General features: G+C 40.3%; 26 protein-coding genes. 22 read left to right on the top strand and 4 right to left on the bottom strand.

The features are described 5' to 3' along the window. Positions 1-7: 7 nt before the first annotated feature. Complete coding sequence (locus ACXYSK_RS05675) at positions 8-460, bottom strand: universal stress protein (RefSeq protein ID WP_458625353.1); 453 nt, start codon at positions 458-460, stop codon at positions 8-10. Between the two features lie 144 nt (positions 461-604). Here ACXYSK_RS05675 and ACXYSK_RS05670 point away from each other — a divergent pair, with 144 nt between their 5' ends. The 22 genes from ACXYSK_RS05670 (at position 605) to dnaJ (ending at position 24838) form a co-directional block, all read left to right on the top strand. Continuing rightward, the gene (locus ACXYSK_RS05670; RefSeq protein WP_458625352.1) at positions 605-1444 is read left to right on the top strand and encodes a metallophosphoesterase family protein; all 840 of its coding nucleotides are present in this window, start codon (positions 605-607) and stop codon (positions 1442-1444) included. 70 nt (positions 1445-1514) lie between these two features. Next, positions 1515-1952, top strand: coding sequence for an Rrf2 family transcriptional regulator (locus ACXYSK_RS05665; RefSeq protein WP_006144928.1), 438 nt, complete (start codon positions 1515-1517; stop codon positions 1950-1952). Positions 1953-2150: 198 nt separating this feature from the next. Then, positions 2151-4370, top strand: a complete 2220-nt coding sequence (gene recJ / locus ACXYSK_RS05660) for a single-stranded-DNA-specific exonuclease RecJ (protein ID WP_458625411.1) — start codon at positions 2151-2153, stop codon at positions 4368-4370. Between the two features lie 212 nt (positions 4371-4582). Then, positions 4583-5245 carry a COG3942 and LysM peptidoglycan-binding domain-containing protein gene (locus ACXYSK_RS05655; RefSeq protein WP_458625351.1) on the top strand — a complete coding sequence of 221 codons (663 nt, stop codon included), beginning with the start codon at positions 4583-4585 and terminating at the stop codon, positions 5243-5245. A gap of 326 nt (positions 5246-5571) precedes the next feature. Continuing rightward, positions 5572-7233, top strand: a complete 1662-nt coding sequence (locus tag ACXYSK_RS05650) for a ribonuclease J (RefSeq protein ID WP_458625350.1) — start codon at positions 5572-5574, stop codon at positions 7231-7233. A 68-nt stretch (positions 7234-7301) separates the two neighbouring features. Continuing rightward, on the top strand, positions 7302-8081 hold the full coding sequence (locus ACXYSK_RS05645; RefSeq protein WP_458625349.1) for an alpha/beta hydrolase: 780 nt from the start codon (positions 7302-7304) through the stop codon (positions 8079-8081). A gap of 106 nt (positions 8082-8187) precedes the next feature. Continuing rightward, entirely contained in the window at positions 8188-8889 is a 702-nt protein-coding gene (locus tag ACXYSK_RS05640) for a M57 family metalloprotease (RefSeq protein WP_458625348.1), read from the top strand. Positions 8890-8957: 68 nt separating this feature from the next. Continuing rightward, on the top strand, positions 8958-10784 hold the full coding sequence (uvrC, locus tag ACXYSK_RS05635; protein WP_458625347.1) for an excinuclease ABC subunit UvrC: 1827 nt from the start codon (positions 8958-8960) through the stop codon (positions 10782-10784). 68 nt (positions 10785-10852) lie between these two features. Then, positions 10853-11803 (top strand): 16S rRNA (cytosine(1402)-N(4))-methyltransferase RsmH, encoded by a 951-nt coding sequence (gene rsmH, locus ACXYSK_RS05630; protein ID WP_458625346.1) that lies wholly within the window; start codon positions 10853-10855, stop codon positions 11801-11803. A gap of 9 nt (positions 11804-11812) precedes the next feature. Beyond that, a complete protein-coding gene (gene ftsL, locus ACXYSK_RS05625; RefSeq protein WP_045614557.1) occupies positions 11813-12130 on the top strand; it encodes a cell division protein FtsL in 318 nt (105 codons plus the stop codon). 3 nt (positions 12131-12133) lie between these two features. Further along, positions 12134-14389, top strand: coding sequence for a penicillin-binding protein PBP2X (gene pbp2x / locus ACXYSK_RS05620; RefSeq protein WP_458625345.1), 2256 nt, complete (start codon positions 12134-12136; stop codon positions 14387-14389). A 1-nt stretch (position 14390) separates the two neighbouring features. Beyond that, complete coding sequence (mraY, locus tag ACXYSK_RS05615) at positions 14391-15371, top strand: phospho-N-acetylmuramoyl-pentapeptide-transferase (protein WP_458625344.1); 981 nt, start codon at positions 14391-14393, stop codon at positions 15369-15371. Between the two features lie 111 nt (positions 15372-15482). Beyond that, a complete protein-coding gene (locus ACXYSK_RS05610) occupies positions 15483-16004 on the top strand; it encodes an FUSC family protein (protein WP_458625343.1) in 522 nt (173 codons plus the stop codon). An 80-nt stretch (positions 16005-16084) separates the two neighbouring features. Beyond that, the gene (glnR, locus tag ACXYSK_RS05605; protein ID WP_000659542.1) at positions 16085-16441 is read left to right on the top strand and encodes a transcriptional repressor GlnR; all 357 of its coding nucleotides are present in this window, start codon (positions 16085-16087) and stop codon (positions 16439-16441) included. A 35-nt stretch (positions 16442-16476) separates the two neighbouring features. Beyond that, the gene (glnA, locus tag ACXYSK_RS05600) at positions 16477-17823 is read left to right on the top strand and encodes a type I glutamate--ammonia ligase (protein ID WP_458625342.1); all 1347 of its coding nucleotides are present in this window, start codon (positions 16477-16479) and stop codon (positions 17821-17823) included. Positions 17824-17942: 119 nt separating this feature from the next. Continuing rightward, positions 17943-18263 (top strand): PadR family transcriptional regulator, encoded by a 321-nt coding sequence (locus ACXYSK_RS05595; RefSeq protein WP_458625341.1) that lies wholly within the window; start codon positions 17943-17945, stop codon positions 18261-18263. Further along, positions 18263-18838, top strand: coding sequence for a DUF2812 domain-containing protein (locus tag ACXYSK_RS05590; protein WP_458625340.1), 576 nt, complete (start codon positions 18263-18265; stop codon positions 18836-18838). The genes ACXYSK_RS05595 and ACXYSK_RS05590 overlap by 1 nt, the downstream gene beginning before the upstream one ends. A 21-nt stretch (positions 18839-18859) precedes the next feature. Further along, complete coding sequence (locus tag ACXYSK_RS05585) at positions 18860-19366, top strand: DUF2812 domain-containing protein (RefSeq protein ID WP_458625339.1); 507 nt, start codon at positions 18860-18862, stop codon at positions 19364-19366. Positions 19367-19533: 167 nt separating this feature from the next. Then, positions 19534-20568, top strand: coding sequence for a heat-inducible transcriptional repressor HrcA (hrcA, locus tag ACXYSK_RS05580; RefSeq protein ID WP_458625338.1), 1035 nt, complete (start codon positions 19534-19536; stop codon positions 20566-20568). Between the two features lie 26 nt (positions 20569-20594). Further along, positions 20595-21110 (top strand): nucleotide exchange factor GrpE, encoded by a 516-nt coding sequence (gene grpE, locus ACXYSK_RS05575; RefSeq protein WP_000046046.1) that lies wholly within the window; start codon positions 20595-20597, stop codon positions 21108-21110. Positions 21111-21476: 366 nt separating this feature from the next. Continuing rightward, on the top strand, positions 21477-23300 hold the full coding sequence (dnaK, locus tag ACXYSK_RS05570; protein WP_458625337.1) for a molecular chaperone DnaK: 1824 nt from the start codon (positions 21477-21479) through the stop codon (positions 23298-23300). A 401-nt stretch (positions 23301-23701) separates the two neighbouring features. After that, a complete protein-coding gene (gene dnaJ / locus ACXYSK_RS05565; protein WP_458625336.1) occupies positions 23702-24838 on the top strand; it encodes a molecular chaperone DnaJ in 1137 nt (378 codons plus the stop codon). 69 nt (positions 24839-24907) lie between these two features. On the opposite strand, the gene ACXYSK_RS05560 is transcribed toward dnaJ, so the two are convergent. From ACXYSK_RS05560 to ACXYSK_RS05550, 3 genes are all read right to left on the bottom strand, one after another. Next, positions 24908-25549, bottom strand: a complete 642-nt coding sequence (locus ACXYSK_RS05560) for a hypothetical protein (RefSeq protein WP_458625335.1) — start codon at positions 25547-25549, stop codon at positions 24908-24910. 85 nt (positions 25550-25634) lie between these two features. Further along, on the bottom strand, positions 25635-25922 hold the full coding sequence (locus tag ACXYSK_RS05555) for a hypothetical protein (protein ID WP_414307314.1): 288 nt from the start codon (positions 25920-25922) through the stop codon (positions 25635-25637). A gap of 9 nt (positions 25923-25931) precedes the next feature. Further along, positions 25932-26342 carry an HIT family protein gene (locus ACXYSK_RS05550; RefSeq protein WP_458625334.1) on the bottom strand — a complete coding sequence of 137 codons (411 nt, stop codon included), beginning with the start codon at positions 26340-26342 and terminating at the stop codon, positions 25932-25934. Positions 26343-26402 lie beyond the last annotated feature (60 nt).

Raw genomic sequence — 26402 nt, 5'->3', positions numbered from 1 at the left:
AGTGCAATTATAAAGTTTTATCCTTGTCTCGAACAACGAGAAGGTCAACACTTGTATGGCGTAGGATATATTCTGATGAAGATCCGACAAGCAAACGTTCGAAGGCGTTAAGCCCAGTTGCTCCAACCAAAATCAAATCAACATGTTCTTGTTCAGGGATTGTTTTGGCTAAAAGAGTTTTAGGATTTCCCATTTCGATGACAACTTTAATATCTGTAAGACCAGCGTCTCTTGCACGCTTTTCATATTCTGCCATCAAGTCTTTGGCTTCCACTTGTAACTCTTCATAAACTTCAGCATCAAATGTTGAAATGCTTTGAAGAGCCCGAGTATCGATTACATGGGCGATGGTTAGTTTAGCCTGGTTACGCACAGCTGACTGAACTCCCTTAACAAAAGCCAAATCAGCTTCTTTAGAACCGTCGACTGCTACCATGATGTTTTCGTAACGTTGTGTCATAGCAAAAACCTCCTCATTTCTTATCACCCTCATTGTAATCCTTTTCACTAAAAAAGTAAAGTAAAAAATGATAGGAAGGAAAACGCTTTTGACTTTGCTTTTAAGAGTGCTATAATTAAATGTGAGAAAACAAGAGGGATTGATATGACAAAAATTGCGGTACTTTCAGATATTCATGGCAACACAGGAGCATTGGAAGCTGTCCTCGTAGATGCTGAGAAGGCAGGAGTTGAGGAATATTGGCTCTTGGGCGATATTCTCATGCCGGGGACAGGCCGAAAAAATATCCTCAAACGATTGGAGGAATTGCCTATTACGGTTCGGGTTCTGGGGAATTGGGAAGAAAGTTTATGGCGGGCTGCTCACCGAAAATTGGATACAAGTAGGCCCAGTCATCGCTACCTCTTACGGCAATGTCAGTATATCATGGAAGAAATTAGTCTAGATGAGATTGAAGAACTTCAGGATTTTCCTATGCACACCCATCGCCAGTTTGGAAATCTAAAGGTGGGGATTAGTCATCATTTACCGGATAAAAATTGGGGAAGAGAACTGATTCATCTTGGAAAGCAGGAAGATTTTGATCGTTTGGTGACTAATCCTGACTCCGATATTGCCATCTATGGTCATATCCACCAACAATTTTTACGTTATGGAAGTGGTGGGCAACTCATTTTGAATCCAGGTTCGATTGGGCAGCCTTTCTTTTTATCAGCAAGTCTGCGTGAGGATTTACGAGCCCAATATATGATTTTGGAATTTGATGATAAAGGATTGAAGGATGTAGATTTTCGTCGCGTTGATTATGATGTCGAAGCAGAGTTGCAGTTGGCTCGAGAGTTGCAATTGCCCTACTATCAGGTCTATTATGAAAGTTTAGTCAATGGAATTCATCATACCCACAATCAGGACTTGTTGCATGAAATCGCTCAAAATCAAGGGCATGATGCAGAATTGGATGACTGGCTCAGTCGTAACTCTTGACATTACAACTAGAGGAGCTATAATAAATATAAGAGAAGAATGAGCTTAGTTAACGAGAAAGGAGAACTGCATGCAAATTTCAAGTCGCTTTACCATTGCAACCCATATGCTAGTTATCATTGCCCTTGAAGGCAAGGAAAATAAAGTTACTAGTGATTTTCTAGCTAGCAGTGTGGGGGTTAATCCTGTTATTATTCGTAAAACCTTGTCTCAACTGAAAAAAGCAGAATTGATTTCTGTTGCGCGTGGAACTGGAGGAGCCGAAATTATCAAAAATCTTGAAGATATTAGTCTCTTGGATATCTATCAAGCAGTTGAATGTCTCGGGAAGACGGGTCAACTCTTTAGCTTTCATGATAATCCGAATCCAAATTGTCCAGTTGGAGCCAATATTCATGTGGTTTTAGATGAGAAATTGCTAAAAATCCAGCAAGCTATGGAAAAAGAATTGAGCCTAACTAGTCTCGCTCAACTTGTAACTGATACAGAAGCGAGAATTAAAAAATAAATTTTAAACTAAAGAACACCTGAATTTCTAAACTGAAAAGTCTAGTAGTCTAGGTGTTTTTTTGCTTAACGAAACCTGATAAGTGTTAGCTGAAGTGACCTGAAAATTTAGCAAAGAATATGGTCTGAATATCAGGAGAAAAACCAAAAATCGTGTTATAATAAATGAATAGAATCGTAAGAAAGAGTGGATATTTATTTGATAATTCCTACTTATAATTGGCAATTTTCTCCGCAAGTTGAGGATGCGGATTTTACAAAGATTGCCAAGAGTGTAGGCTTGAGTTCTGAAGTCGCTTGTTTGTTGTTTCAACGTGGAATCAAGGACGAAAGCAGCCTTAAGAAATTTTTAGAACCTTCTTTGGAAGATTTACATGATCCTTATCTATTACATGATATGGATAAGGCAGTTGATCGTATTCGCCAGGCTATCGAGCAAGGAGAATTGATTCTCGTCTATGGTGACTACGATGCAGATGGGATGACTTCGGCTTCGATTGTCAAGGAGAGTTTGGAACAATTAGGAGCAGAGTGTCTGGTCTATCTCCCAAATCGCTTTACAGACGGTTATGGTCCAAATGCCAGTGTTTACAAATATTTCATCGAGCAACAGGGTGTGTCTTTGATTGTGACAGTGGATAATGGAGTTGCTGGGCATGAAGCCATTGACTTGGCTCAGTCTATGGGAGTGGATGTCATTGTGACAGACCACCACTCCATGCCAGAGGTTTTACCAGATGCTTATGCAATCGTCCATCCTGAACATCCAGAAGCAGATTATCCTTTTAAACAATTAGCAGGCTGTGGAGTTGCTTTTAAACTAGCTTGTGCCCTCTTGGAGGAAGTGCAGGTTGAGTTGCTTGACTTGGTTGCCATTGGAACCATTGCGGATATGGTCAGCCTGACGGATGAAAATCGTATCATGGTTCAGTATGGTCTTGAAGTTCTGCGCAATACTCAACGAATTGGTCTTCAAGAACTATTTGAAATTGCAGGGATTTCTAGTAGTGATATTACAGAAGAAACAGTTGGTTTTCAGTTGGCACCTCGGTTAAATGCCTTGGGGCGCTTGGATGATCCCAATCCAGCGATTGATTTACTGACTGGCTTTGATGATGAAGAGGTGCATGAGATTGCTCTCATGATTCAAGAAAAAAATGAAGAACGCAAGGAAATCGTTCAAGCCATCTATGATGAAGCTAAAAACATGGTAGATCCTAGTAAAAGTGTTCAGGTTTTGTCAAAGGAAGGCTGGAACCCAGGGGTTCTTGGAATTGTAGCTGGACGCTTACTGGAAGAACTAGGTCAAACAGTTATTGTTCTGAATATTGAAGATGGTCGTGCCAAGGGAAGCGCACGGAGTATTGAAGCAGTCGATATCTTTGAAGCTTTGGATCCGCATCGCGCTCTCTTTATCGCCTTTGGTGGCCATGCAGGTGCCGCAGGTATGACGCTCGAGGCTGAACAGTTAGATGCCTTGTCAGAAATTTTAGAAACCTATGTAAAAGACAAAGGGATAGATGCTAAGGGAAAGAGTAAATTATATCTAGATGAAGAACTAGATTTGGAAAGCCTGAGTTTAGATACGGTTAAAAGCTTTGAGAAGTTAGCTCCTTTTGGAATGGACAATCAAAAACCTGTCTTCTACATTCGAGATTTTCAAGTTGAAAATGCTCGTTCTATGGGAGCAGGAGATAGTCACCTGAAGTTAAAAATTTCCAAAGGAACTGCGAACTTTGAAGTGGTTGCCTTTGGTCAAGGGTCGAAAGCGACAGAATTTGCGCAGACCAAACAGCTGGAGTTAGCAGTCACTCTTTCCGTTAACCAATGGAATGGGCAAACAACTCTACAGTTGATGATGGTAGATGCTCGTGTAGACGGTGTTCAGCTCTTTAATATTCGTGGGAAGAATGCTGTTCTACCAGACGGAGTGCCAGTGCTTGATTTTACTGGAGAATTGCCAGATATTTCATCGAGTCCAGCAGTCGTTGTCAAGAATATCCCAGAAGACATCAGGATTCTTAAGGACATTTTCCAGCAACATGATTTCTCAGCTGTTTACTTTAAAAATGATATCGAGAAGCCCTACTATTTGACAGGGTATGGCACAAGAGAGCAATTTGCAAAGCTCTATAAGACAATCTACCAGTTCCCAGAATTCGATATCCGTTATAAATTAAAAGACTTATCAGCTTATCTAAAAATTGAACAAATCTTATTAATAAAGATGATTCAAATTTTTGAAGAGCTTGGTTTTGTCACCATTGAAAATGGTGTGATGAGGGTTAATAAAGATGCGGCTAAACGGGATATTGCTGAAAGTCAGATTTATCAAAATCTCAAGCAAACTGTTAAAGACCAAGAAATGTTGGCACTAGGTACAGTGCAGGAAATCTATGATTTCTTGATGGGAAAATAGAAGGAAAAAGGCTGAGGTGACCTATCTCAGCTTTTTTTGTTGTCTCATATAATTTTAAATGTTGTGTTCTTTAGCACGTCATGTAGTAAAAGTATACATATTTGTAACATGACTACAACATAACTCTAAAAGAATTGACATGTAAATCAGGTATGATTCTCTTATCAACATAAAAATTAAAAATGATCAATAAAATTTAGGAGAAAATTATTATGAAAAAAACAGTTGCTAAACTGACTCTTGGTTTAACATCTACAGCTATTTTGGCGACAGTTGGAGCTCAAACGGTTAGCGCAGACTCTTACGTTGTTCAAGACGGTGATTCATTTTTTGGTATTGCTGCTGCAAGTGGTATGGATCCTTATGTGTTGGCGGCAAATAATGGAAAAAGCATTTTTGACACCATCCACCCAGGTGATGTACTAGAAGTCAGCGGCCTAACTCAAGCTAGCTATTCATACAATGCTCCATCTTATGAAGCAACTAGCACTGTGAATGGGGTAGCAGTTAATGATGTTGTCGTAAATACTCCAACAAACTACGGGAACTCATATCCTGTTGGTCAGTGTACATGGGGCGTGAAAGAATTGGCGCCTTGGGCTAGCAACTGGTGGGGGAATGCCAATACTTGGGCAATCTACGCAAGTGCTCAAGGTTATAAGACGGGTAGCGTTCCAGTAGTAGGAGCAATCGCCGTTTGGGACGGTGGTGAATATGGTCACGTTGCTTATGTGACAGATGTTCAAAGCGAGACTTCTATTCAAGTATTTGAATGCAACTATGATGGTAGTGGAACTCAACCAATCGGAAACTATCGTGGCTGGTTTAATCCGACAGCATCAAGAGGTACTGTAAGATACATTTATCCAAACTAAAAATACTTAAAAAGATTTAGAATTTCTAAATCTTTTTTTATTGTCTGAGAATTACCCTATTGCTATCTTTTGGCTTAGTAGATATTTGCTATACAATATTACAGGTTCTAAGGTGGACAGAGATTTTGAAAATAAAGAAAGATGCAAAACAATCCGATTAATTATTAGTATGCATGTTCTATATTTGAAATTCTGTATTCATTTTGAAAATTAGTAAAAAAATGGTATAATAAGAGGAAAAGATTCGGATAAAAGTAAATTGAACTTTTAAAAAAGAGAGTTATATAGACTCTATAAACACGTTATAGTAATACTTCGGAGGGGAAATGACCAATATTAAATTAACAACTTTGGGTGGTGTTCGTGAAAATGGTAAAAACATGTACATCGCAGAAATTAACGATTCAATCTTTGTTTTAGATGCAGGTTTAAAATACCCTGAAAATGAGCAATTGGGTGTCGATGTCGTTATTCCAAACATGGAATATCTGTTTGAAAATAGCGATCGTATTGCCGGTGTATTTTTAACACACGGACACGCGGATGCAATCGGAGCTCTTCCTTATCTTTTGTCAGAAGTGAAAGTTCCTGTTTTTGGTTCAGAGTTGACAATTGAGCTTGCTAAGCTTTTTGTTAAAGGAAATGATAGTGCTAAAAAATTCGATGATTTCCATGTTATCGATGAAAACACCGAAATTGACTTTGGTGGAACTGAAGTTTCCTTCTTCCGCACAACTCACTCTATCCCAGAGAGTCTTGGTGTCGTTTTGAAAACATCTGCAGGAAGTATCGTTTATACAGGGGACTTCAAATTTGACCAAACGGCTAGCGAATCATACGCGACTGACTTTGGTCGTTTAGCAGAAATTGGTCGCGAAGGAGTTTTAGCCCTTCTAAGCGACTCAGCAAACGCAGACAGTAATATTCAAGTAGCCAGCGAAAGTGAAGTTGGTGATGAAATTACGCAAACCATTTCTGACTGGGATGGACGTATCATTGTAGCTGCTGTTGCAAGTAACCTTTCTCGTATTCAGCAAGTTTTTGATGCAGCTGCGGAGACAGGACGTCGTGTTGTTTTGACTGGATTTGATATTGAAAATATCGTTCGTACAGCTATTCGCTTGAAAAAATTGTCATTGGCTAACGAAAGTCTCTTGATTAAACCTAAAGATATGCCTCGCTTTGAGGACCACGAGTTAATTATCCTTGAAACCGGTCGTATGGGTGAACCGATTAATGGACTCCGTAAAATGTCAATCGGTCGTCACCGCTATGTTGAAATCAAGGATGGAGACTTGGTTTATATCGTTACAACGCCGTCAATCGCTAAAGAAGCTGTGATGGCACGTGTAGAAAACATGGTCTACCAAGCAGGTGGTGTCGTTAAATCGATTACACAAAGCTTGCGTGTATCAGGACATGGAAATGCGCGTGATCTGCAATTGATGATTAACCTCTTGCAGCCTAAGTATCTTTTCCCTATCCAAGGAGAATACCGTGAATTGGATGCCCATGCCAAAGCCGCTATGGCTGTTGGTATGCTACCAGAACGTATCTTTATCCCTAAAAAAGGAAGTACCATGTCCTATGAACATGGGGATTTCGTTCCATCTGGTGCAGTTGTTGCAGGAGATGTCTTGATTGACGGAAATGCCATTGGGGATGTTGGTAATGTCGTTCTTCGTGACCGTAAGGTCTTGTCAGAAGATGGTATTTTCATTGTGGCTATTACTGTTAACCGTCGTGAGAAGAAAATCATTGCCAAAGCTCGAGTGCATACACGTGGATTTGTCTACCTCAAGAAGAGTCGAGATATTCTGCGCGAAAGTACAGAGTTGGTGAACCAAACAGTTGAAGACTATCTCCAAGGGGAGGACTTTGACTGGGCTAATCTTAAAGGCAAGATTCGTGACAATTTAGCTAAATTCCTTTTTGAACAAACGAAACGTCGTCCAGCCATTTTACCAGTAGTCATGGAAGCAAAATAAGGATTAAATAGCAAGAGAGAAAGTCGAGTTTCGGCTTTTTCTTATCTCAAACGAATAAGGAGCAAGTTATGGCAGTAATGAAGATTGAGTATTACTCAGAAGTTTTAGATATGGAGTGGGGAGTAAATGTTCTTTACCCCGATGCATCTCGGGTGACAGAGCCAAACAGTAAAGATATCCCAGTTCTCTACCTACTTCACGGGATGTCTGGAAACCACAATAGTTGGCTCAAGCGGACCAATGTAGAACGCTTGCTACGAGGGACCAATCTGATTGTTGTCATGCCAAATACAAGTAATGGCTGGTACACAGATACTCAGTATGGCTATAACTACTATACAGCTCTAGCAGAAGAATTGCCTAAGGTGCTCAAACGCTTCTTCCCTAATATGACAAGTAAGCGAGAAAAAACCTTCATTGCTGGTTTATCAATGGGAGGCTACGGTTCCTTCAAATTGGCACTGTCAACTGACCGTTTCTCGCATGCCGCTAGCTTTTCTGGGGCACTTAGTTTCGAGGAGTTTTCTCCTGAGAGTCAAGATTTAGGGACGCGTGCCTACTGGAGAGGTGTTTTTGGTAAAGTTAATGATTGGGTGAATAGCCCTTACTCACTTGAAACACTCGCTAAAAAGTCTGATAAGAAAACCAAGCTTTGGGTATGGTGTGGCGAACAGGATTATCTCTACTCTGCCAATAATCTAGCAGTTAAAAATCTCAAGAAACTTGGTTTCGATGTGACTTATAGTCATAGTGCGGGTAGCCACGAGTGGTATTATTGGGAAAAACAATTGGAACGCTTTTTGGCTACTTTGCCAATCGATTTTGTTTTGGAAGAACGCTTGTCTTGATTTTAGCTTTCTTTTAGTTTGTTTCAGTAAAATAAAGAATCTATCTTTAGAATGGGGATCCATAACTTAAAGATGGGTTCTTATTTTTTTAGAAAGGTGGGCAATTATGGGCTGGATTATTCGTGTGTTATGTCGATTTTTATTAGGGATTTTGCGTATTTTTTGGCGCCTTGTATGGACTTTTGTCCTCTTGATTCTCATCGTTTTTGGTGTTCTCTGGTATGTGTCAGGGGATTTATCAGGCACCTTCAATCAAGTAACTAAACTCGTTCAAGTTGGCCAAGAAGGTTGGCAACAATGGCAAGAAACTGGCAAATTGCAAGGCTTATCTCAGACAGATAATCACCAAGATTCAGGAGCAAAATGGCCAAAGGCGCAAGCAACGATTTATATTGATCCCCAAATGGATGCAACCTTCCAAAAAGCCTACGCTGAGGCTATTGCTAACTGGAATCAGACTGGAGCATTTCATTTTGAACTTGTAAGCGAGCCGGATCAAGCCAATATTTTCGCTACCGAAATGAACGATGGTTCGACAGCTGTTGCTGGCGAGGCAGAGAGTCAAACAAATCTCCTAACCAAACAATTCACTTCAGTGACCGTTCGTTTAAATCATTACTATCTATCTAATCCAAATTATGGCTATACCTACGACCGCATCTTGCATACAGCAGAGCATGAGCTAGGGCATGCCATTGGTTTGGAACATACCAATGAAGTTTCGGTCATGCAGCCAGCGGGGTCATACTATGGTATTCAGGCTCAAGATGTTCAAGCAGTTCAGGAACTTTACGGATCTGGAGAATAAGTCTTTTCAAGCTCAAATAGGACTTCTTGATGTCAGCAATGATAAGGGGTTTTTGCTATAATGGAACTATGAATAACTTGATCAAATCAAAACTGGAGCTCTTGCCGACTAGTCCAGGTTGTTACATCCACAAAGACAAGAATGGCACCATCATCTATGTGGGGAAGGCTAAAAATCTGCGTAATCGTGTACGGTCCTATTTCCGTGGAAGCCATGATACCAAGACAGAAGCCTTAGTATCTGAAATTGTAGATTTTGAGTTTATTGTTACGGAGTCCAATATTGAGGCTCTTCTACTTGAAATCAACCTGATTAAGGAAAACAAGCCTAAATACAATATTATGCTCAAGGACGATAAGTCCTATCCTTTCATCAAAATCACAAATGAGCGTTATCCTCGATTGATGATTACCCGTCAGGTCAAGAAAGACGGAGGACTCTATTTTGGTCCCTATCCGGATGTGGGCGCGGCCAATGAAATCAAACGGCTATTGGATCGGATTTTTCCTTTTCGTAAATGTACCAATCCACCATCAAAGGTCTGCTTTTATTACCATATTGGGCAGTGTATGGCACATACTGTCTGCCATAAAGATGAGGCCTATTTCAAGTCTATGGCTCAGGAGGTTTCTGACTTCCTAAAAGGACAGGATGACAAAATCATCGATGATCTCAAGGGTAAAATGGCAGTGGCAGCCCAAAGTATGGAGTTTGAACGTGCAGCGGAATACCGTGATTTGATTCAGGCCATTGGCACCCTTCGGACTAAGCAACGGGTCATGGCTAAGGATCTCCAAAACCGCGATGTATTTGGCTACTATGTAGATAAGGGTTGGATGTGTGTTCAGGTTTTCTTTGTCCGTCAAGGTAAACTAATTGAACGCGACGTCAATCTCTTTCCATACTACAACGATCCAGACGAGGATTTCTTGACCTATGTGGGACAGTTTTATCAAGAAAAATCTCACTTGGTTCCCAATGAGATTTTGATTCCTCAAGATATTGACGAAGAGGCAGTCAAAGCCTTGGTGGATACCAAGGTTCTCAAGCCTCAACGTGGGGAGAAAAAACAACTGGTCAATCTCGCTAACAAAAATGCGCGTGTTAGTTTAGAGCAGAAATTTAACCTGCTAGAAAAATCAGTTGAAAAGACTCAAGGGGCCATTGAAAACTTGGGACGACTTTTACAAATTCCAACCCCAGTCCGTATCGAGTCTTTTGATAACTCTAATATTATGGGGACTAGTCCAGTCTCTGCTATGGTTGTTTTTGTCAACGGAAAACCGAGCAAGAAGGATTACCGTAAGTATAAAATCAAGACTGTGGTCGGACCAGATGACTATGCAAGTATGCGAGAGGTTATTCGCAGACGCTATGGACGCGTCCAACGTGACGGTTTGACACCGCCAGATTTGATTGTCATTGATGGGGGACAAGGTCAGGTCAATATCGCTAAACAGGTCATTCAAGAAGAGTTGGGGTTAGATATTCCGATCGCAGGCCTGCAAAAGAATGACAAGCACCAAACCCATGAATTGCTCTTTGGCGATCCTCTCCAAGTCATCGAACTCTCACGGACCTCACAGGAATTTTTCCTCCTGCAACGCATTCAGGATGAAGTCCACCGCTTTGCGATTACCTTCCACCGTCAACTACGTTCTAAAAATTCCTTCTCTTCTCAATTAGATGGAATTGAAGGTTTGGGTCCAAAACGCAAGCAGAATTTGATGAAATATTTCAAATCTCTGACAAAAATCAAGGAAGCCAGCGTGGATGAGATTGTCGCCGTTGGTATACCAAGAGCTGTGGCAGAAGCAGTTCATCATCACCTGAATCCAGAAGTAGACTCAGCGTTAGCTCAAGTAGCTGAGAAGCCTGTCGGGTATAAGGAATAAACTAGCAGAGGAATGTTTTAGCTTTAGTGGATGCAAGCTAGTCGGATTTGTGGTAAAATAGATAAGATATGACAAAAGAATTTCATCATGTAACGGTTATGCTCCATGAGACTATTGATATGCTAGATGTGAAACCTGATGGTATTTACGTTGATGCGACCTTGGGAGGAGCAGGGCACAGCGACTATTTATTAAGTAAGTTAAGCGAGAAAGGCCATCTCTATGCCTTTGACCAGGACCAGAATGCCATTGATAATGCGCAAAAACGTCTGGCTCCCTATATCGAAAAGGGCATGGTCACCTTCATCAAGGATAATTTCCGTCATTTGAAGGATCGCTTAAATGGCTTAGGTGTGTCTGAAATTGATGGAATTTGTTATGATTTAGGTGTGTCAAGCCCGCAGTTGGATCAGCGTGAACGTGGTTTTTCTTATAAAAAAGATGCCCCACTGGATATGCGCATGAATCAGGAAGCTAGTTTGACCGCATATGAAGTCGTTAATCACTACGACTACCATGATTTGGTAAGAATCTTTTTCAAATATGGAGAAGACAAGTTTTCCAAACAGATTGCTCGAAAAATTGAACAGGCACGTGAACAGAAACCAATTGAGACCACGACGGAACTGGCAGAGATTATTAAATCTGCCAAACCGGCTAAGGAGCTCAAGAAAAAAGGTCACCCAGCCAAACAAATTTTCCAAGCTATCCGTATTGAGGTCAATGATGAACTGGGGGCTGCGGATGAATCAATCCAGCAGGCGATTGAACTTCTAGCTCTTGATGGAAGAATTTCAGTCATCACATTTCATTCGCTGGAAGATCGCTTGACCAAGCAGTTATTTAAGGAAGCTTCTACAGTTGAAGTTCCTAAAGGACTACCTTTCATCCCGGACGATTTCAAGCCCAAGATGGAATTAGTATCTCGGAAGCCGATTTTACCAAGCAAGGAAGAATTGGAAGCCAATAATCGTTCCCACTCAGCCAAGCTACGAGTGGCAAGAAAAATTCACAAGTAAGAGGAAACAATGGCAGAAAACAGAGGAACAACGAGCCAATTGCTACAAGCTCGTATAAAAAAATTTTCACGTGTTGAAAAGGCCTTTTACCTTTCAATTGCCATCACAGCCCTTGTCTTAGCAATCAGTGTAGTCTATATGCAGACAAAACTTTTTCAGGTCCAGAGTGATTTGACAAGAGTCAATGCACAGATTGAAGAAAAAAAGACAGAGCTAGATGATGCCAAACAAGAAGTTAACGAATTAATCCGATCAGAACGTTTGACCGGAATTGCAAACTCGCAAGACTTGCAATTGAATAATGAAAATATCCGATCGGCGGAGTAGTAAATGAAAAACTGGAAAGAAAGAATCATACGCTTTGCCATAAAAAATCGTAAATCTCCAACAGAAAATCGCAGATTAGTGGGAAAGAATTTGAGCCTTTTGGCCGTTTTTCTCTTTGCTGTTTTTTTGGTTAATTTTGCGGTGATTATTGGTACAGGCTCAAAATTTGGTGTAAATTTAGTTAAAGAAGCAAGTAAGGTCCATCAAACGACTCGGACAGTTCCAGCAAAACGTGGAACAATTTATGATCGTAATGGAACACCGATTGCAGAAGATGCAACATCTTATAACGTCTATGCGATTATCGATAAGGAATATAAATCTGCAAATGGGAAAATTCTCTATGTAGAAGAATCTCAGTATAGCAAGGTTGCAGAAGTCTTTCATAAATATCTAGATATGGATGAGTCCTATGTTAAGGAACAACTTTCTCAACCAAATCTCAAACAAGTTTCCTTTGGTGTAAAGGGTAATGGTATTACCTATGCCAATATGATGTCCATTAAACAGGACTTGGAATCTGCTAAGGTAGAGGGTGTTAATTTTACGACTAGTCCAAATCGAAGTTATCCAAATGGGAAATTTGCATCATCATTTATCGGTCTAGCACAGCTCCATGAAAATGAAGATGGCTCAAAGAGCCTCATCGGAACGTCTGGTGTTGAAAGTTCCTTGAATAGCTTGTTAGCAGGTACAGATGGAATCATTACCTACGAAAAAGATCGCTTGGGTAATATTGTTCCAGGGACAGAACAGGTTACGCGACAAACCATAAACGGAAAAGATGTCTATACAACTCTATCAAGCCCATTACAATCTTTTATGGAAAGTCAAATGGATGCCTTCCAAGAAAAACTAAAAGGCAAGTATATGAATGCGACCTTGGTTAGTGCCAAGACCGGAGAAATTCTTGCCACAACTCAAAGACCGACATTTGATGCGAATACAAAAGAAGGCTTAACGGATGACTTTGTTTGGCGAAATATTTTATATCAAAGTAATTATGAGCCGGGTTCAACCATGAAAGTGATGACCTTGGCAGCAGCTATTGATAATAAAACCTTTAATGGAGGAGAATACTTTAATAGTAGCGAATTAAAAATAGCAGATGCGACTATCAGGGACTGGGATGTTAATGATGGCTTATCAGCAGGGAGTATAATGACTTACTTGCAAGGTTTTGCTCACTCAAGTAATGTGGGTATGACTTTGCTCCAACAAAAGATGGGGGATGCTACTTGGTTAGAATACCTCAATCGATTTAAGTTTGGAGTTCCAACCCGTTTTGGTATGCCTGATGAGTATGCTGGACAACTACCTGCAGATAACGTTGTTGATATTGCCATGAGTGCCTTTGGTCAAGGGATTTCTGTTACCCAAACCCAAATGCTCCGCGCTTTTACTGCCATTGCTAATGATGGGGTTATGCTTGAACCGAAGTTTATTAGTGCCCTCTATGATCCAAATGATCAGACTGTTCGTAAATCACAAAGGGAGATTGTAGGGAATCCTGTTTCTAAAGAAACGGCTAGTTTGACTAGGGAAAACATGATTTTGGTTGGTACAGACCCTATTTATGGGACCATGTATAATCGTAATGATCATAAGCCAGTAATTACTGTTCCTGGTCAGAATGTTTCTGTCAAATCTGGAACAGCTCAAATTGCCGATGAGCAAAACGGAGGATATTTAGTTGGGAAAACCAATTATATCTTTTCTGTAGTAACCATGCATCCTTCTGAAAATCCTGATTTTATTCTTTACGTAACAGTTCAACAGCCAGAACACTTTTCTAACCCTTGGTTTGGAGAATTTGCTAATCCTATTCTTGAACGAGCTTCTGCCATGAAAGAATCTCTTAATCTTCAGTCTACAGCTAAAAATCTGGATCAAGTTACAACAACAACTAGTTATGCAATGCCAGCGACCAAGGACTATAGTCCGGGAGATATGGCAGAGGAACTGAGACGCAATCTTGTTCAACCGATCGTTATTGGTTCAGGGACAAAAATCAAAGACAGTTCAGTAGCAGAAGGAACAAATCTAGATGCCAACGAACAAATCTTACTCCTTTCAGATAAGGTAGAAGTGATGCCTGACTTATATGGCTGGTCTAAGAAAAATGTTGAAACCTTTGCCAAATGGTTGAATCTTGAAGTTGAATTTGAAGGTACAGGAGAAATTGTAAAAAAACAAAATGTTCGTTCTAATACAGCTTTAAAAGATTTACAGAAAATAAAAATAACATTAGGAGATTAGAATGCTAGTTTCTATCTTTCCTGGAATCCTTACTTTTGTTCTTACAGTGGTAGGAATTCCAGCCTTTATCCGTTTTTATCGTAAAGCACAAATCACTGGTCAGCAGATGCACGAGGATGTGAAACAGCATCAAGCAAAAGCTGGAACACCGACAATGGGAGGTATCGTCTTTCTCATAACTGGAGTTTTAGTTAGTTTAGTTCTTGCTCTTTTGACCGATCAACTAACCAATAATGTTGGAATGATCCTCTTTATCCTAGTCTTATATGGTTTGGTCGGTTTCTTAGATGATTTCCTCAAGGTTTTCCGTAAAATCAATGAAGGACTCAATCCTAAACAAAAACTCTTGCTTCAGTTAGTAGGAGGGGTTATCTTCTATTTCTTTTATGAAAGAGGAGGAGATGTCTTAAATGTATTTGGTTATCCATTGCACCTAGGTTTTCTTTACATTTTCTTTGCTCTCTTCTGGCTAGTTGGTTTTTCAAATGCTGTTAACTTGACTGACGGGATTGATGGTTTGGCAAGTATCTCAGTTGTAATCAGCCTATCTACTTATGGCGTCATTGCTTATGTACAAAACCAGTTGGATATCCTGCTAGTCATTATCGCCATGATTGGAGGTCTTCTTGGCTTCTTTGTCTTTAACCATAAACCTGCCAAGGTATTTATGGGAGATGTTGGTAGTCTTGCCTTGGGAGGAATGTTAGCTGCTATTTCCATGGCGCTACACCAAGAATGGACGCTACTCTTGATTGGTATAGTCTATGTTTTTGAAACGACATCTGTCATGATGCAAGTTAGCTACTTTAAGTTGAGTGGAGGAAAGCGTATCTTCCGTATGACACCGGTTCACCACCATTTTGAATTGGGTGGCTTTTCAGGTAAAGGTCAGCCTTGGAGTGAGTGGAAAGTCGATTTCTTCTTCTGGTTAGTCGGTTTGCTAGCTAGTCTCTTAACTTTAGCTTTCATGTATTTATTTTAAATCGTAAATCGTTATCAAAGAGAAGGATTGAACCCTTCTCTTTTTCTGCTTATGAATCCTTTTCTCAAAAAAGTAAAAATATGGTAAAATGGAAAAAAGGAAGTTGAGATTATGAGTTATTTTAAAAAGTATACTTTTGACAAATCTAAGTTTAAGTTAGGGATGCGAACGTTTAAAACAGGAATCGCTGTTTTTTTGGTCCTTATGATTTTTGGTTTTTTTGGATGGAAGGGACTTCAAATCGGAGCGCTAACGGCTGTCTTTAGTTTGAGAGAAGACTTTGATAAGAGTGTTCATTTTGGTACTTCTCGTATTTTAGGGAATAGCATCGGTGGTTTTTATGCACTGATTTTCTTCCTCCTAAATAATTTTTTTCAGGGAGCCTTTTGGGTAACTCTCCTTGTGGTTCCGATATGTACCATGTTAACCATTATGACAAACGTTGCTATGAACAATAAATCAGGAGTCATCGGAGGAGTTGCAGCCATGCTGATTATTACCCTATCAATTCCAAATGGTGAAACTGTTTTGTACGTGTTTGCCCGAGTTTTTGAAACATTTATGGGTGTTTTTGTAGCAATTCTTGTAAATTACGACATTGACCGTTTGCGGAGTAGTTTGCTGAAAAAATAAAATAATGTCACAAAATATGACATAAACAATTGACGATTGATTTTTTTTAGACTATAATAGACAGAAAGAAGGAAGTGTACATGAAGGAAAAAGAATTTCGCCGCAATATGGCAGTTTTCCCTATTGGTAGTGTTATGAAGCTGACCGATCTTTCGGCGCGTCAAATTCGTTATTATGAAGATCAGGAGTTGATAAAACCTGATCGCAACGAAGGTAATCGTCGGATGTATTCTTTAAATGATATGGATCGGTTGCTTGAGATTAAGGATTATATCTCTGAAGGTCTGAACATTGCTGCTATCAAGAAAAAATATGCCGAACGTGAGGCGAAAGCTAAAAAACCAGTCAGTCAAACTGAGGTGCGTCGGGCCCTTCGGAATGAGGTTCTTCAACAAAGTCGCTTTGCTTCTCAACAATCACCTTTTGGTCGCGGTTAGGCAACCGCTAGTCGTCATATATAAGGAGAAAAACCATGCCAATCACAGCTGCAGATATTCGTCGTGAAGTTAAGGAAAAAAATGTAACCTTTATCCGTCTTATGTTTTCAGATATTTTGGGAACAATGAAAAACGTCGAAATTCCTGCTACAGATGAACAACTAGACAAGGTCTTGTCAAACAAGGCTATGTTTGATGGATCTTCTATTGAAGGGTTTGTTCGTATCAATGAATCAGATATGTACTTGTACCCTGACCTAGACACATGGACTGTCTTCCCTTGGGGAGATGAGAACGGTAGTGTCGCAGGATTGATCTGTGATGTCTATACAACAGAAGGAGAGCCATTTGCTGGAGATCCTCGAAGCAACCTTAAACGAGCTCTTCATCACATGGAAAAAGTAGGATTCAAATCTTTCAACCTTGGTCCAGAACCAGAATTCTTCCTATTTAAGCTTGATGAGAATGGAGACCCAACTCTCGAGGTGAATGATAAGGGTGGTTACTTTGATTTGGCGCCTACAGACCTTGCCGATAATACCCGTCGTGAGATTGTTAACGTCTTGACCAAAATGGGATTTGAAGTAGAAGCCAGTCACCACGAAGTGGCCGTAGGTCAACATGAGATTGACTTTAAATACGATGAAGTTCTTCGTGCTTGTGATAAGATTCAAATCTTTAAACTCGTTGTAAAGACAATTGCGCGTAAACATGGTTTGTATGCAACCTTTATGGCTAAACCTAAATTTGGTATCGCTGGTTCAGGAATGCACTGCAATATGTCCTTGTTTGATGCTGAGGGAAATAATGCCTTCTTTGATCCAAATGATCCAAAAGGAATGCAGTTATCAGAAACTGCTTACTACTTCCTTGGTGGTTTGATCAAGCACGCTTACAATTACACAGCTATTATGAACCCAACAGTTAACTCATATAAACGTTTGGTTCCAGGGTATGAAGCACCTGTTTACATCGCTTGGGCTGGTCGTAACCGTTCACCGCTTGTCCGTGTACCAGCTTCACGCGGAATGGGAACACGTTTGGAGTTGCGCTCAGTTGACCCAATGGCTAATCCATACATCGCAATGGCTGTTCTTTTGGAAGTTGGTTTACACGGGATCGAAAACAAAATCGAAGCACCAGCGCCAATCGAAGAAAACATCTATATCATGACTGCAGAAGAGCGTAAAGAGGCTGGCATTACTGACCTTCCATCAACTCTTCACAACGCTTTGAAGGCTTTGACAGAAGACGAAGTCGTTAAGGCTGCTCTGGGTGAACATATCTATACGAGCTTCCTTGAAGCTAAACGCATCGAGTGGGCGAGCTATGCAACCTTTGTCTCACAATGGGAAATTGACAACTACCTAGATCTTTACTAATGATAAATCAGAAAGATTGTCCGTGAGGACGATCTTTTTTTCTTGCAATTTATATCGAGGTGTGATATATTTTATATAACGAAGTGCGATATATCGAACTAAATAGGAGGTCTGGTTAAATGGAATTAACAGATAAGATTAGGCGTGTCTACCTTCCTATGACTGAAACGGGTTTTTATATTCTGTTCTGTCTGCAAAAGGAGAACCATGGTTATGGTATTACACAAAAGGTCAAAGAGATGACAGATTCGCAGGTTTCAATTAGTCCTGGAACTATGTATGGAACCCTGTCAAAGATGGAAAAGGATGGTTTGATTTCCTTTGTCCGAGAAGAGGAAAAACGAAAAATCTATCAGATAACAGACTTGGGCCGAAAAGTTTTAGAGATTGAGTTGAAACGTATTGGACGACTCTACAGAAACAGTCGGGAGGAGCTTTGATGGAAAAGAAAGTTGTTTATAGGATTTGTACCATTGCGGATTATGATAGAGAGGCTCTCTATCTCGGAGAAATGCATGCTCAGGGCTGGAAACTTAAGGAAGTAAGTTACTCTAACTTAGCAGTTGCGGTTAAGTATACTTTTGAAAAGTGCCAACCGGAGCAGGTGGTTTATCAGTTGGACTTTTATCCTATGAAAAAGTCAGAGAGAGCCTCCTATTTACAACTGTTTAAAGATTGTGGCTGGGAGCATATTACAGGATTTAATGGTTTTTCCTATTTTAGAAAACCTTATTCTCAAATTGAATCGGATGCAGAGTTTGAAATTTATAATGATGCGGCCGGGAAGTTAGCCATGATCAAGCGCATTTTAATAATGCGGATGCTTCCTGTTTTGATTCTCTTTTCAGTGCTACTGCCGGTTTTTTTAAAGTTACTCAGTGGAAGAGGTTCTTTCAGTTGGGGAATGTTTTTGATTGTTATCATAGACGGTACTTTATTGATCGTTTTTACGATTCAGATTTCTTATATTTTTTGGAGATTGTTTCAAAAGTGGAAAGAATTATCTGATAAATAAAACCATTTTGGAGGTTAGACAATGAATAGCAAAGTACAATTTCGAATGTTTACCATTTTTGATTTGGATAAGGTAGAAGATTATTTGCATGAGATGCATTTGAAAGGTTGGAAATATAAATCGAATCGTTTTGGTTTTTTCTATTTTGAACAATGCCAACCAGATGATGTGATTTACCGTGTGTGGAATACTAGCTACCTTAGAAAAAATGAGGTAGATTTACAAAGTATTAAGGATAGAGGATGGGAATTTGTGGAAAATTGTTCTTATACTGTTTTTCGAAAAGCAACTTGTGATGTAGATTTAAATGATCAATCTTTCATGAACACTCATCTTCGATGGGATGTTGTGAAATCTGGACTTCGTACATCGACAGTAACCATCTCTGGTGGTCTAGTTGTTTGTATGAGCCTGTTTCGCGAAAATCTCTCTCAGTCTTTCTTTGTTATTTTTGCCCTTTATGCCCTCATGATTTCTTATCTAATCTATAGTTTTTACAGACTTAGACGAAAATATCAGGTTGATTGACATTGGTTTCTAGGTCCTCAGACCGATTTTTAGCACTCTTGACAAAAGAGTGCTAATTTTTTGAGTTTTTGTCTTGACATTCTTTTCTAAGGGTGTATAATAGAATCATAAGTTAGCACTTGGATGCATCGAGTGCTAAAAAAGATCTATCAGAGAGGAGTGACGAGATGGTTACAGAACGTCAGCAGAATATTTTAAATCTGATTATTGACATCTTTACCAAAACGCACGAACCTGTTGGATCTAAGACCTTGCAAGAGTCTATCAACTCTAGTAGTGCTACCATTCGAAATGATATGGCAGCTCTAGAAAAGCAAGGTTTGCTTGAAAAGGCTCATACTTCCAGTGGTCGGATGCCGAGTGTGGCTGGATTTCAATACTATGTCAAACACTCCTTGTCCTTCGACCGTTTAGCTGAGAATCAAGTTTATGAGATTGTAAAAGCATTTGATCAGGAGTTCTTCAAGCTTGAGGATATCCTTCAAGAGGCAACGAAAATCTTGACAGACTTGAGTGGTTGTACGGTTGTAGCACTGGATGTCGAACCAAGTAGGCAGAAGCTGACAGCTTTTGATATTGTTGTCCTCGGACAACATACAGCTCTGGCAGTTTTTACGCTTGATGAGTCTAGAACAGTTACCAGTCAGTTTTTGATTCCGAGAAATTTCTTGCAGGAGGATTTAAATCGCCTCAAGACCATGATTCAAGAACGTTTCCTGAATCAAACTGTTTTGGATATTCACTACAAGATTCGGACAGAGATTCCGCAGATTATCCAACGTTACTTTACAACAACGGATAATGTTATGGATCTTATTGAGCATATCTTCAAAGAGATGTTCAATGAAAATATCGTGGTTTCTGGCAAAGTCAATCTTCTGAATTTCGCTAATTTAGCGGCCTATCAATTTTTTGATCAGCCACAAAAGGTTGCTTTGGAGATTCGAGAGAATCTGATTGGAGACCAGATGCAGAGTGTCCGAGTTGCAGATAGCCAAGAATCTTGTCTTGCTGACTTAGCAGTGATTAGCAGTAAATTCCTGATTCCCTATCGTGGATTTGGAATTCTTGCGATTATAGGTCCAGTCAATTTGAATTATCAACAATTGGTCAATCAACTTAATGTTGTCAATCGAGTTTTGACTATGAAGTTGACGGATTTTTACCGCTATCTCAGCAGCAATCACTATGAAGTGAATTAAGATTGAAATCATTAAAGGAGGCGAAAATGGCCCAAGATATAAAAAATGAAGAAGTAAAAGAAGAGGAAGTTGTGGAAACAACTGAAGAAACAACTCCTGAGAAGTCTGAATTGGACTTGGCGAATGAACGTGCTGAAGAGTTTGAAAACAAATACCTTCGTGCTCATGCAGAAATGCAAAATATTCAACGCCGTGCCAATGAAGAACGCCAACTCTTGCAACGCTATCGTAGCCAAGATTTGGCAAAAGCAATTTTGCCGTCACTTGATAACCTAGAACGTGCTCTTGCTGTTGAAGGGTTGACAGATGATGTGAAGAAGGGCTTGGAAATGGTCCAAGAAAGTTTGGTACATGCTCTGAAAGAAGAAGGAATTGAAGAAATTCCAGCAGATGGAGAGTTTGACCATAACTACCATATGGCTATTCAAACAGTTCCAGCTGATGATGAGCATCCAGCAGATACCATCGCACAAGTCTTCCAAAAAGGATACAAACTCCATGACCGCATCCTAAGACCGGCTATGGTAGTGGTTTATAACTAGGCAATTCTGACGGTAGCTAAAGCAACTCGTCAGAAAACGGCAATCGCTATGGCGTTTGCCTAGCCTCCTTACTAACTCGTCGTCGAAATAATATCGACTTCGACTTCTCGTGTCGTAACATAATAGGAAACTTGTCCGAAACGACACTAAACTATGAAAGAAAGATAAACAATGGTTCAGCTTTACCAATAGTGAGCGAAGCGAACCAAAGGCGATACTCTTCGCCGTGGCGGTATCTTCGCAAACTTTGAGACCTTAGGCTCAAAGTTTAGTCAAAGAGATTGACGAAGTCAAGCTCTGACGGCGTCGCCACTTAAGAAGAGTATCAAAAAGAAAAAAGAATATAAAATTTAAGGAGAAAAACACATGTCTAAAATTATCGGTATTGACTTAGGGACAACAAACTCAGCAGTTGCAGTTCTTGAAGGAACTGAAAGCAAAATCATCGCAAACCCAGAAGGTAACCGCACAACTCCATCTGTAGTTTCATTCAAAAACGGTGAAATCATCGTTGGTGACGCAGCAAAACGTCAAGCAGTAACAAACCCAGATACAGTTATCTCTATCAAATCTAAGATGGGAACTTCTGAAAAAGTTTCTGCTAACGGTAAAGACTACACTCCACAAGAAATCTCAGCTATGATTCTTCAATACTTGAAAGGTTACGCTGAAGACTACCTTGGTGAAAAAGTAACCAAAGCAGTTATCACCGTTCCAGCTTACTTTAACGATGCTCAACGTCAAGCAACTAAAGACGCTGGTAAAATTGCTGGTCTTGAAGTAGAACGTATCGTCAACGAACCAACTGCAGCAGCCCTTGCATACGGTTTGGATAAGACTGACAAAGAAGAAAAAATCTTGGTATTCGACCTTGGTGGTGGTACATTCGACGTATCTATCCTTGAACTTGGTGACGGTGTCTTCGATGTATTGGCAACTGCAGGGGATAACAAACTCGGTGGTGATGACTTTGACCAAAAAATCATCGACTACTTGGTGGCAGAATTCAAGAAAGAAAATGGTATCGACTTGTCAACAGACAAGATGGCTCTTCAACGTTTGAAAGACGCAGCTGAAAAAGCGAAGAAAGACCTTTCTGGTGTGACTTCAACACAAATCAGCTTGCCATTTATCACTGCTGGTGAGGCTGGACCTCTTCACTTGGAAATGACCTTGACTCGTGCGAAATTCGATGATTTGACTCGTGACCTTGTAGAACGTACTAAAGTTCCAGTTCGTCAAGCTCTTTCAGATGCAGGTTTGAGCTTGTCAGATATCGACGAAGTGATTCTTGTCGGTGGTTCAACTCGTATCCCTGCCGTTGTAGAAGCTGTTAAAGCTGAAACTGGTAAAGAACCAAACAAATCAGTGAACCCTGATGAAGTTGTGGCTATGGGTGCTGCAATCCAAGGTGGTGTCATCACTGGTGATGTAAAAGACGTTGTCCTTCTTGACGTAACCCCATTGTCACTTGGTATCGAAACAATGGGTGGAGTATTTACAAAACTTATCGACCGCAACACAACTATTCCAACATCTAAATCACAAGTCTTCTCAACTGCAGCAGACAACCAACCTGCCGTTGATATCCACGTTCTTCAAGGTGAACGCCCAATGGCAGCAGATAACAAGACTCTTGGACGCTTCCAATTGACTGATATCCCAGCTGCACCTCGTGGTATCCCACAAATCGAAGTAACATTTGACATCGACAAGAACGGTATCGTATCTGTTAAGGCCAAAGATCTTGGAACTCAAAAAGAACAAACAATTGTTATCCAATCTAACTCAGGTTTGACAGACGAAGAAATCGATCGCATGATGAAAGATGCAGAAGCTAACGCTGAAGCAGATAAGAAACGTAAAGAAGAAGTAGACCTTCGTAACGAAGTAGACCAAGCTATCTTTGCGACTGAAAAGACAATCAAGGAAACTGAAGGAAAAGGCTTTGACGCAGAACGTGATGCTGCACAAGCTGCCCTTGATGACCTTAAGAAAGCCCAAGAAGACAACAACTTGGACGAAATGAAAGCAAAACTTGAAGCATTGAACGAAAAAGCACAAGGACTTGCCGTTAAACTCTACGAACAAGCCGCAGCAGCGCAACAAGCCCAAGCAGGAGCAGAAGGAGCACAAGCAACAGGAAACGCAGGCGATGACGTCGTAGACGGAGAGTTTACGGAAAAATAAAATAGTCCAGTGGACTATTTTATCCCGAGCTTGAAAATCGGGGAGCGAGGCGTTAATAATGAATACTCACTCTTGTGATTGTCATTCTACGACAATCGCTATGCGCCTTTCCTAAATGCCTAACTAGTAAATGATAAGAAGAAATCCAGAGGTTGCAACCCAGCCTCTGTTTTTCGGTAAAATGGGACGATACTAATATTTTAGTTCGTTTCGCAATACTAGAAAGAAAGGAACAAAGGTGTTCGCAACTGAACACGGGTTCCAAAGTTTCTAATTCAATATAAAAGAAAGGAACTGAACCCGACCTAAATTCTCGGAAAAAAGATAAATCTGTCTAGGAGCATCGCTCCCGCGCCAGATTTCCTATTTTTCAGTCGAATTTTACGGTCTTGGTATCTTAAATGAACAATACTGAATTTTATGACCGTTTGGGCGTTTCAAAGAATGCATCTCAAGATGAGATCAAGAAAGCCTATCGGAAATTATCTAAAAAATATCACCCAGATATCAACAAGGAGCCTGGTGCTGAGGAAAAGTACAAGGAAGTTCAAGAAGCTTATGAGACTTTGAGTGACGAACAAAAACGTGCTGCTTACGACCAATATGGTGCTGCTGGTGCCAATGGTGGCTTTGGTGGTGCAGGCGGTTTCGGTGGCTTCGATGGTGCAGGAGGCTTTGGTGGCTTTGAAGATATCTTCTCAAGTTTTTTCGGCGGAGGCGGTTCTTCTCGCAATCCAAACGCACCTCGTCAAGGGGATGACCTCCAATATCGCGTCAATTTGACTTTTGAAGAAGCCATCTTTGGTACTGAAAAAGAAGTCAAATACAATCGTGAAGCTAGCTGTCGTACTTGTAACGGATCTGGTGCTAAGCCTGGAACAAGTTCAGTTACTTGTGGACGCTGTCACGGTTCTGGTGTTATCAACGTCGATACTCAAACACCGCTTGGTATGATGCGTCGCCAAGTAACCTGTGATGTCTGTCATGGTCGTGGAAAAGAAATCAAAGATCCATGTACAACTTGTCATGGAACAGGTCATGAAAAACAAGCCCACAGTGTCCATGTAAAAATTCCAGCAGGTGTCGAAACTGGTCAACAAATTCGTCTAGCTGGTCAAGGGGAGGCTGGATTTAACGGCGGACCATACGGTGACTTGTATGTTGTTGTTAATGTTGAGCCGAGCGACAAATTTGAACGTGAAGGAACAACTATTTTCTATAAGTTGAACCTCAATATCGTCCAAGCAACTCTTGGTGATACTGTAGATATCCCAACTGTTCACGGTGATGTTGAATTAGTGATTCCAGAGGGAACTCAAACCGGTAAACGATTCCGCCTACGTGGTAAGGGAGCTCCGAGCCTACGTGGTGGTGCTGTTGGTGACCAATATGTCACTGTTAATGTCGTGACTCCAACAGGCTTGAACGAACGTCAAAAAGCAGCCTTGAAAGAATTCGCAGCTGCAGGTGATTTGAAAGTCAATCCAAAGAAAAAAGGATTCTTTGACCACATAAAAGATGCCTTCGAGGGTGAATAAAACAAAAAGAGCCATGAGGCTCTTTTTGTTTGTAGTTAGTAACCGAGAAAAGATTCTCTGACTGATCTGCTATTCAGAACTTTGGCTGAACAAGCCAGCTTCATCCATTTCCTGGATGAGATGCTTGAGTTCTGCTTCTTTTCCAGGTTTCACAGTTACGGTATCAATGTGCTTAATCGCCGAATTATCCTGGATATCCACCAAGGTCAACGCTTTTTCATAGAATGCGATTCCCTTTTTCATACTTTCCGAATCCTTCAAAGTTAGACTTGTGTAAGAAGAATGTGATTTCTTTCCGTTTTCTCGGAAATACTTCTCGCCTTCCTCCTCTAAAAATTGGAATAAACCATGATTGAATAAGTTGTCCTCTACTGAATGGTAGGAAATATCTCCTGTGTTTAGGACATAGACTTTGAGTCGGTTTTTAGTCAGGTTTGGACTTTCTTTTAGGACTGGGTGGCTATTGACAACATCATCAGAGAAAGTCACATAAAAATCTAAGCCTCCTCCTTCGTATTGATAACTGCCATTTGATTCTACTTTCTCAGGAGGTAGGTCAAGGGAGATAAAGATTTGTTTTAAGGCTTCGTTTCCTTTTCTGATGTCACTCGGTGAGGCCTTGAACAGATTCGCCAGTATTAGAAATGCCAGGGTTGCAAGAAGGCAGAGGCCACCAGAAATAATCAAGATGACTTTTAAAAACAGTTTCATTTTTAGTCCCTCCCTTTTCTGTTAGAATCTGGTAATCCAAGGTGAATTTAAGGGGATATAAGAAAAGTTGGAAACTTTCTTTTTCTTAGTCTTCTTCAGTTTCTCGTAATTCTTTTATGACAGCAAGTCTTGCTTGAAGGTCTTTTTCAAAGACTTTAAATTTGTAAGTGAGGTCTTCTTGGTATTCTTTGATGACTTCTTTTTGTTGATTGATAATTTGGAGACTATTTTGTATGACATCCAAATCATCTTTGATTGCTTCAACGCGATCAGTGGTATCTAAAACTTCTTCAGTGATAACTTCACGATTCTTAACGAGGAGGTAAGATCCAACTGCAGAGCCTGCAAAAAGTAGTAAATTTGATAGTTTCATAGGAACTCCTTAAGCGTTTTTGATGGTTTCAGCGACTTGGGCAAGTTTGTCAAAGTCAGGTTCATGGGCGATAAAGTCAATTTTGAGGTCATCCTCGGCACCATAGCGAGGGACGAGGTGGACATGGGTATGAAAGACTGTTTGTCCAGCGACTTCTTCGCAGTTGGCGATGATATTCATACCATCAGCTTGGGTAGCCTTCATGACTTTTTGAGCAATGACTGGAATCTTAGCGAAGAGTTGGCTAGCGCTAGTGGCGTCCATTTCCAAAAGATTGCGATGGTGTTCTTTGGGAACAACCAAGGTATGACCAGGTGTTACTTGAGAAATATCAAGAAAGGCAAGGACTTGTTCATCTTCATAAACCTTTGATGCAGGGATTTCTCCTGCTAAAATCTTACAAAAAATACAATCTGACATAAAAAACCACCTCTTGCGTATTGAATTTTGATATAATATAGCTACATTATACCAGATTCG

It is taken from the genome of Streptococcus sp. V919, from assembly GCF_054353475.1.
Note: the sequence above shows the minus strand (reverse complement) of the source record. Positions and strands in the feature narration are given on the sequence as shown.

What these genes read in the sequence shown, in the direction of transcription:
- ACXYSK_RS05675 (WP_458625353.1), bottom strand. Translation starts at nt 460, where the DNA reads ATGACACAACGTTACGAAAACATCATGGTAGCAGTCGACGGTTCTAAA.
- ACXYSK_RS05670 (WP_458625352.1), top strand. Translation starts at nt 605, where the DNA reads ATGACAAAAATTGCGGTACTTTCAGATATTCATGGCAACACAGGAGCA.
- ACXYSK_RS05665 (WP_006144928.1), top strand. Translation starts at nt 1,515, where the DNA reads ATGCAAATTTCAAGTCGCTTTACCATTGCAACCCATATGCTAGTTATC.
- ACXYSK_RS05655 (WP_458625351.1), top strand. Translation starts at nt 4,583, where the DNA reads ATGAAAAAAACAGTTGCTAAACTGACTCTTGGTTTAACATCTACAGCT.
- ACXYSK_RS05650 (WP_458625350.1), top strand. Translation starts at nt 5,572, where the DNA reads ATGACCAATATTAAATTAACAACTTTGGGTGGTGTTCGTGAAAATGGT.
- ACXYSK_RS05645 (WP_458625349.1), top strand. Translation starts at nt 7,302, where the DNA reads ATGGCAGTAATGAAGATTGAGTATTACTCAGAAGTTTTAGATATGGAG.
- ACXYSK_RS05640 (WP_458625348.1), top strand. Translation starts at nt 8,188, where the DNA reads ATGGGCTGGATTATTCGTGTGTTATGTCGATTTTTATTAGGGATTTTG.
- uvrC (WP_458625347.1), top strand. Translation starts at nt 8,958, where the DNA reads ATGAATAACTTGATCAAATCAAAACTGGAGCTCTTGCCGACTAGTCCA.
- rsmH (WP_458625346.1), top strand. Translation starts at nt 10,853, where the DNA reads ATGACAAAAGAATTTCATCATGTAACGGTTATGCTCCATGAGACTATT.
- ftsL (WP_045614557.1), top strand. Translation starts at nt 11,813, where the DNA reads ATGGCAGAAAACAGAGGAACAACGAGCCAATTGCTACAAGCTCGTATA.
- pbp2x (WP_458625345.1), top strand. Translation starts at nt 12,134, where the DNA reads ATGAAAAACTGGAAAGAAAGAATCATACGCTTTGCCATAAAAAATCGT.
- mraY (WP_458625344.1), top strand. Translation starts at nt 14,391, where the DNA reads ATGCTAGTTTCTATCTTTCCTGGAATCCTTACTTTTGTTCTTACAGTG.
- ACXYSK_RS05610 (WP_458625343.1), top strand. Translation starts at nt 15,483, where the DNA reads ATGAGTTATTTTAAAAAGTATACTTTTGACAAATCTAAGTTTAAGTTA.
- glnR (WP_000659542.1), top strand. Translation starts at nt 16,085, where the DNA reads ATGAAGGAAAAAGAATTTCGCCGCAATATGGCAGTTTTCCCTATTGGT.
- glnA (WP_458625342.1), top strand. Translation starts at nt 16,477, where the DNA reads ATGCCAATCACAGCTGCAGATATTCGTCGTGAAGTTAAGGAAAAAAAT.
- ACXYSK_RS05595 (WP_458625341.1), top strand. Translation starts at nt 17,943, where the DNA reads ATGGAATTAACAGATAAGATTAGGCGTGTCTACCTTCCTATGACTGAA.
- ACXYSK_RS05590 (WP_458625340.1), top strand. Translation starts at nt 18,263, where the DNA reads ATGGAAAAGAAAGTTGTTTATAGGATTTGTACCATTGCGGATTATGAT.
- ACXYSK_RS05585 (WP_458625339.1), top strand. Translation starts at nt 18,860, where the DNA reads ATGAATAGCAAAGTACAATTTCGAATGTTTACCATTTTTGATTTGGAT.
- hrcA (WP_458625338.1), top strand. Translation starts at nt 19,534, where the DNA reads ATGGTTACAGAACGTCAGCAGAATATTTTAAATCTGATTATTGACATC.
- grpE (WP_000046046.1), top strand. Translation starts at nt 20,595, where the DNA reads ATGGCCCAAGATATAAAAAATGAAGAAGTAAAAGAAGAGGAAGTTGTG.
- dnaK (WP_458625337.1), top strand. Translation starts at nt 21,477, where the DNA reads ATGTCTAAAATTATCGGTATTGACTTAGGGACAACAAACTCAGCAGTT.
- dnaJ (WP_458625336.1), top strand. Translation starts at nt 23,702, where the DNA reads ATGAACAATACTGAATTTTATGACCGTTTGGGCGTTTCAAAGAATGCA.
- ACXYSK_RS05560 (WP_458625335.1), bottom strand. Translation starts at nt 25,549, where the DNA reads ATGAAACTGTTTTTAAAAGTCATCTTGATTATTTCTGGTGGCCTCTGC.
- ACXYSK_RS05555 (WP_414307314.1), bottom strand. Translation starts at nt 25,922, where the DNA reads ATGAAACTATCAAATTTACTACTTTTTGCAGGCTCTGCAGTTGGATCT.
- ACXYSK_RS05550 (WP_458625334.1), bottom strand. Translation starts at nt 26,342, where the DNA reads ATGTCAGATTGTATTTTTTGTAAGATTTTAGCAGGAGAAATCCCTGCA.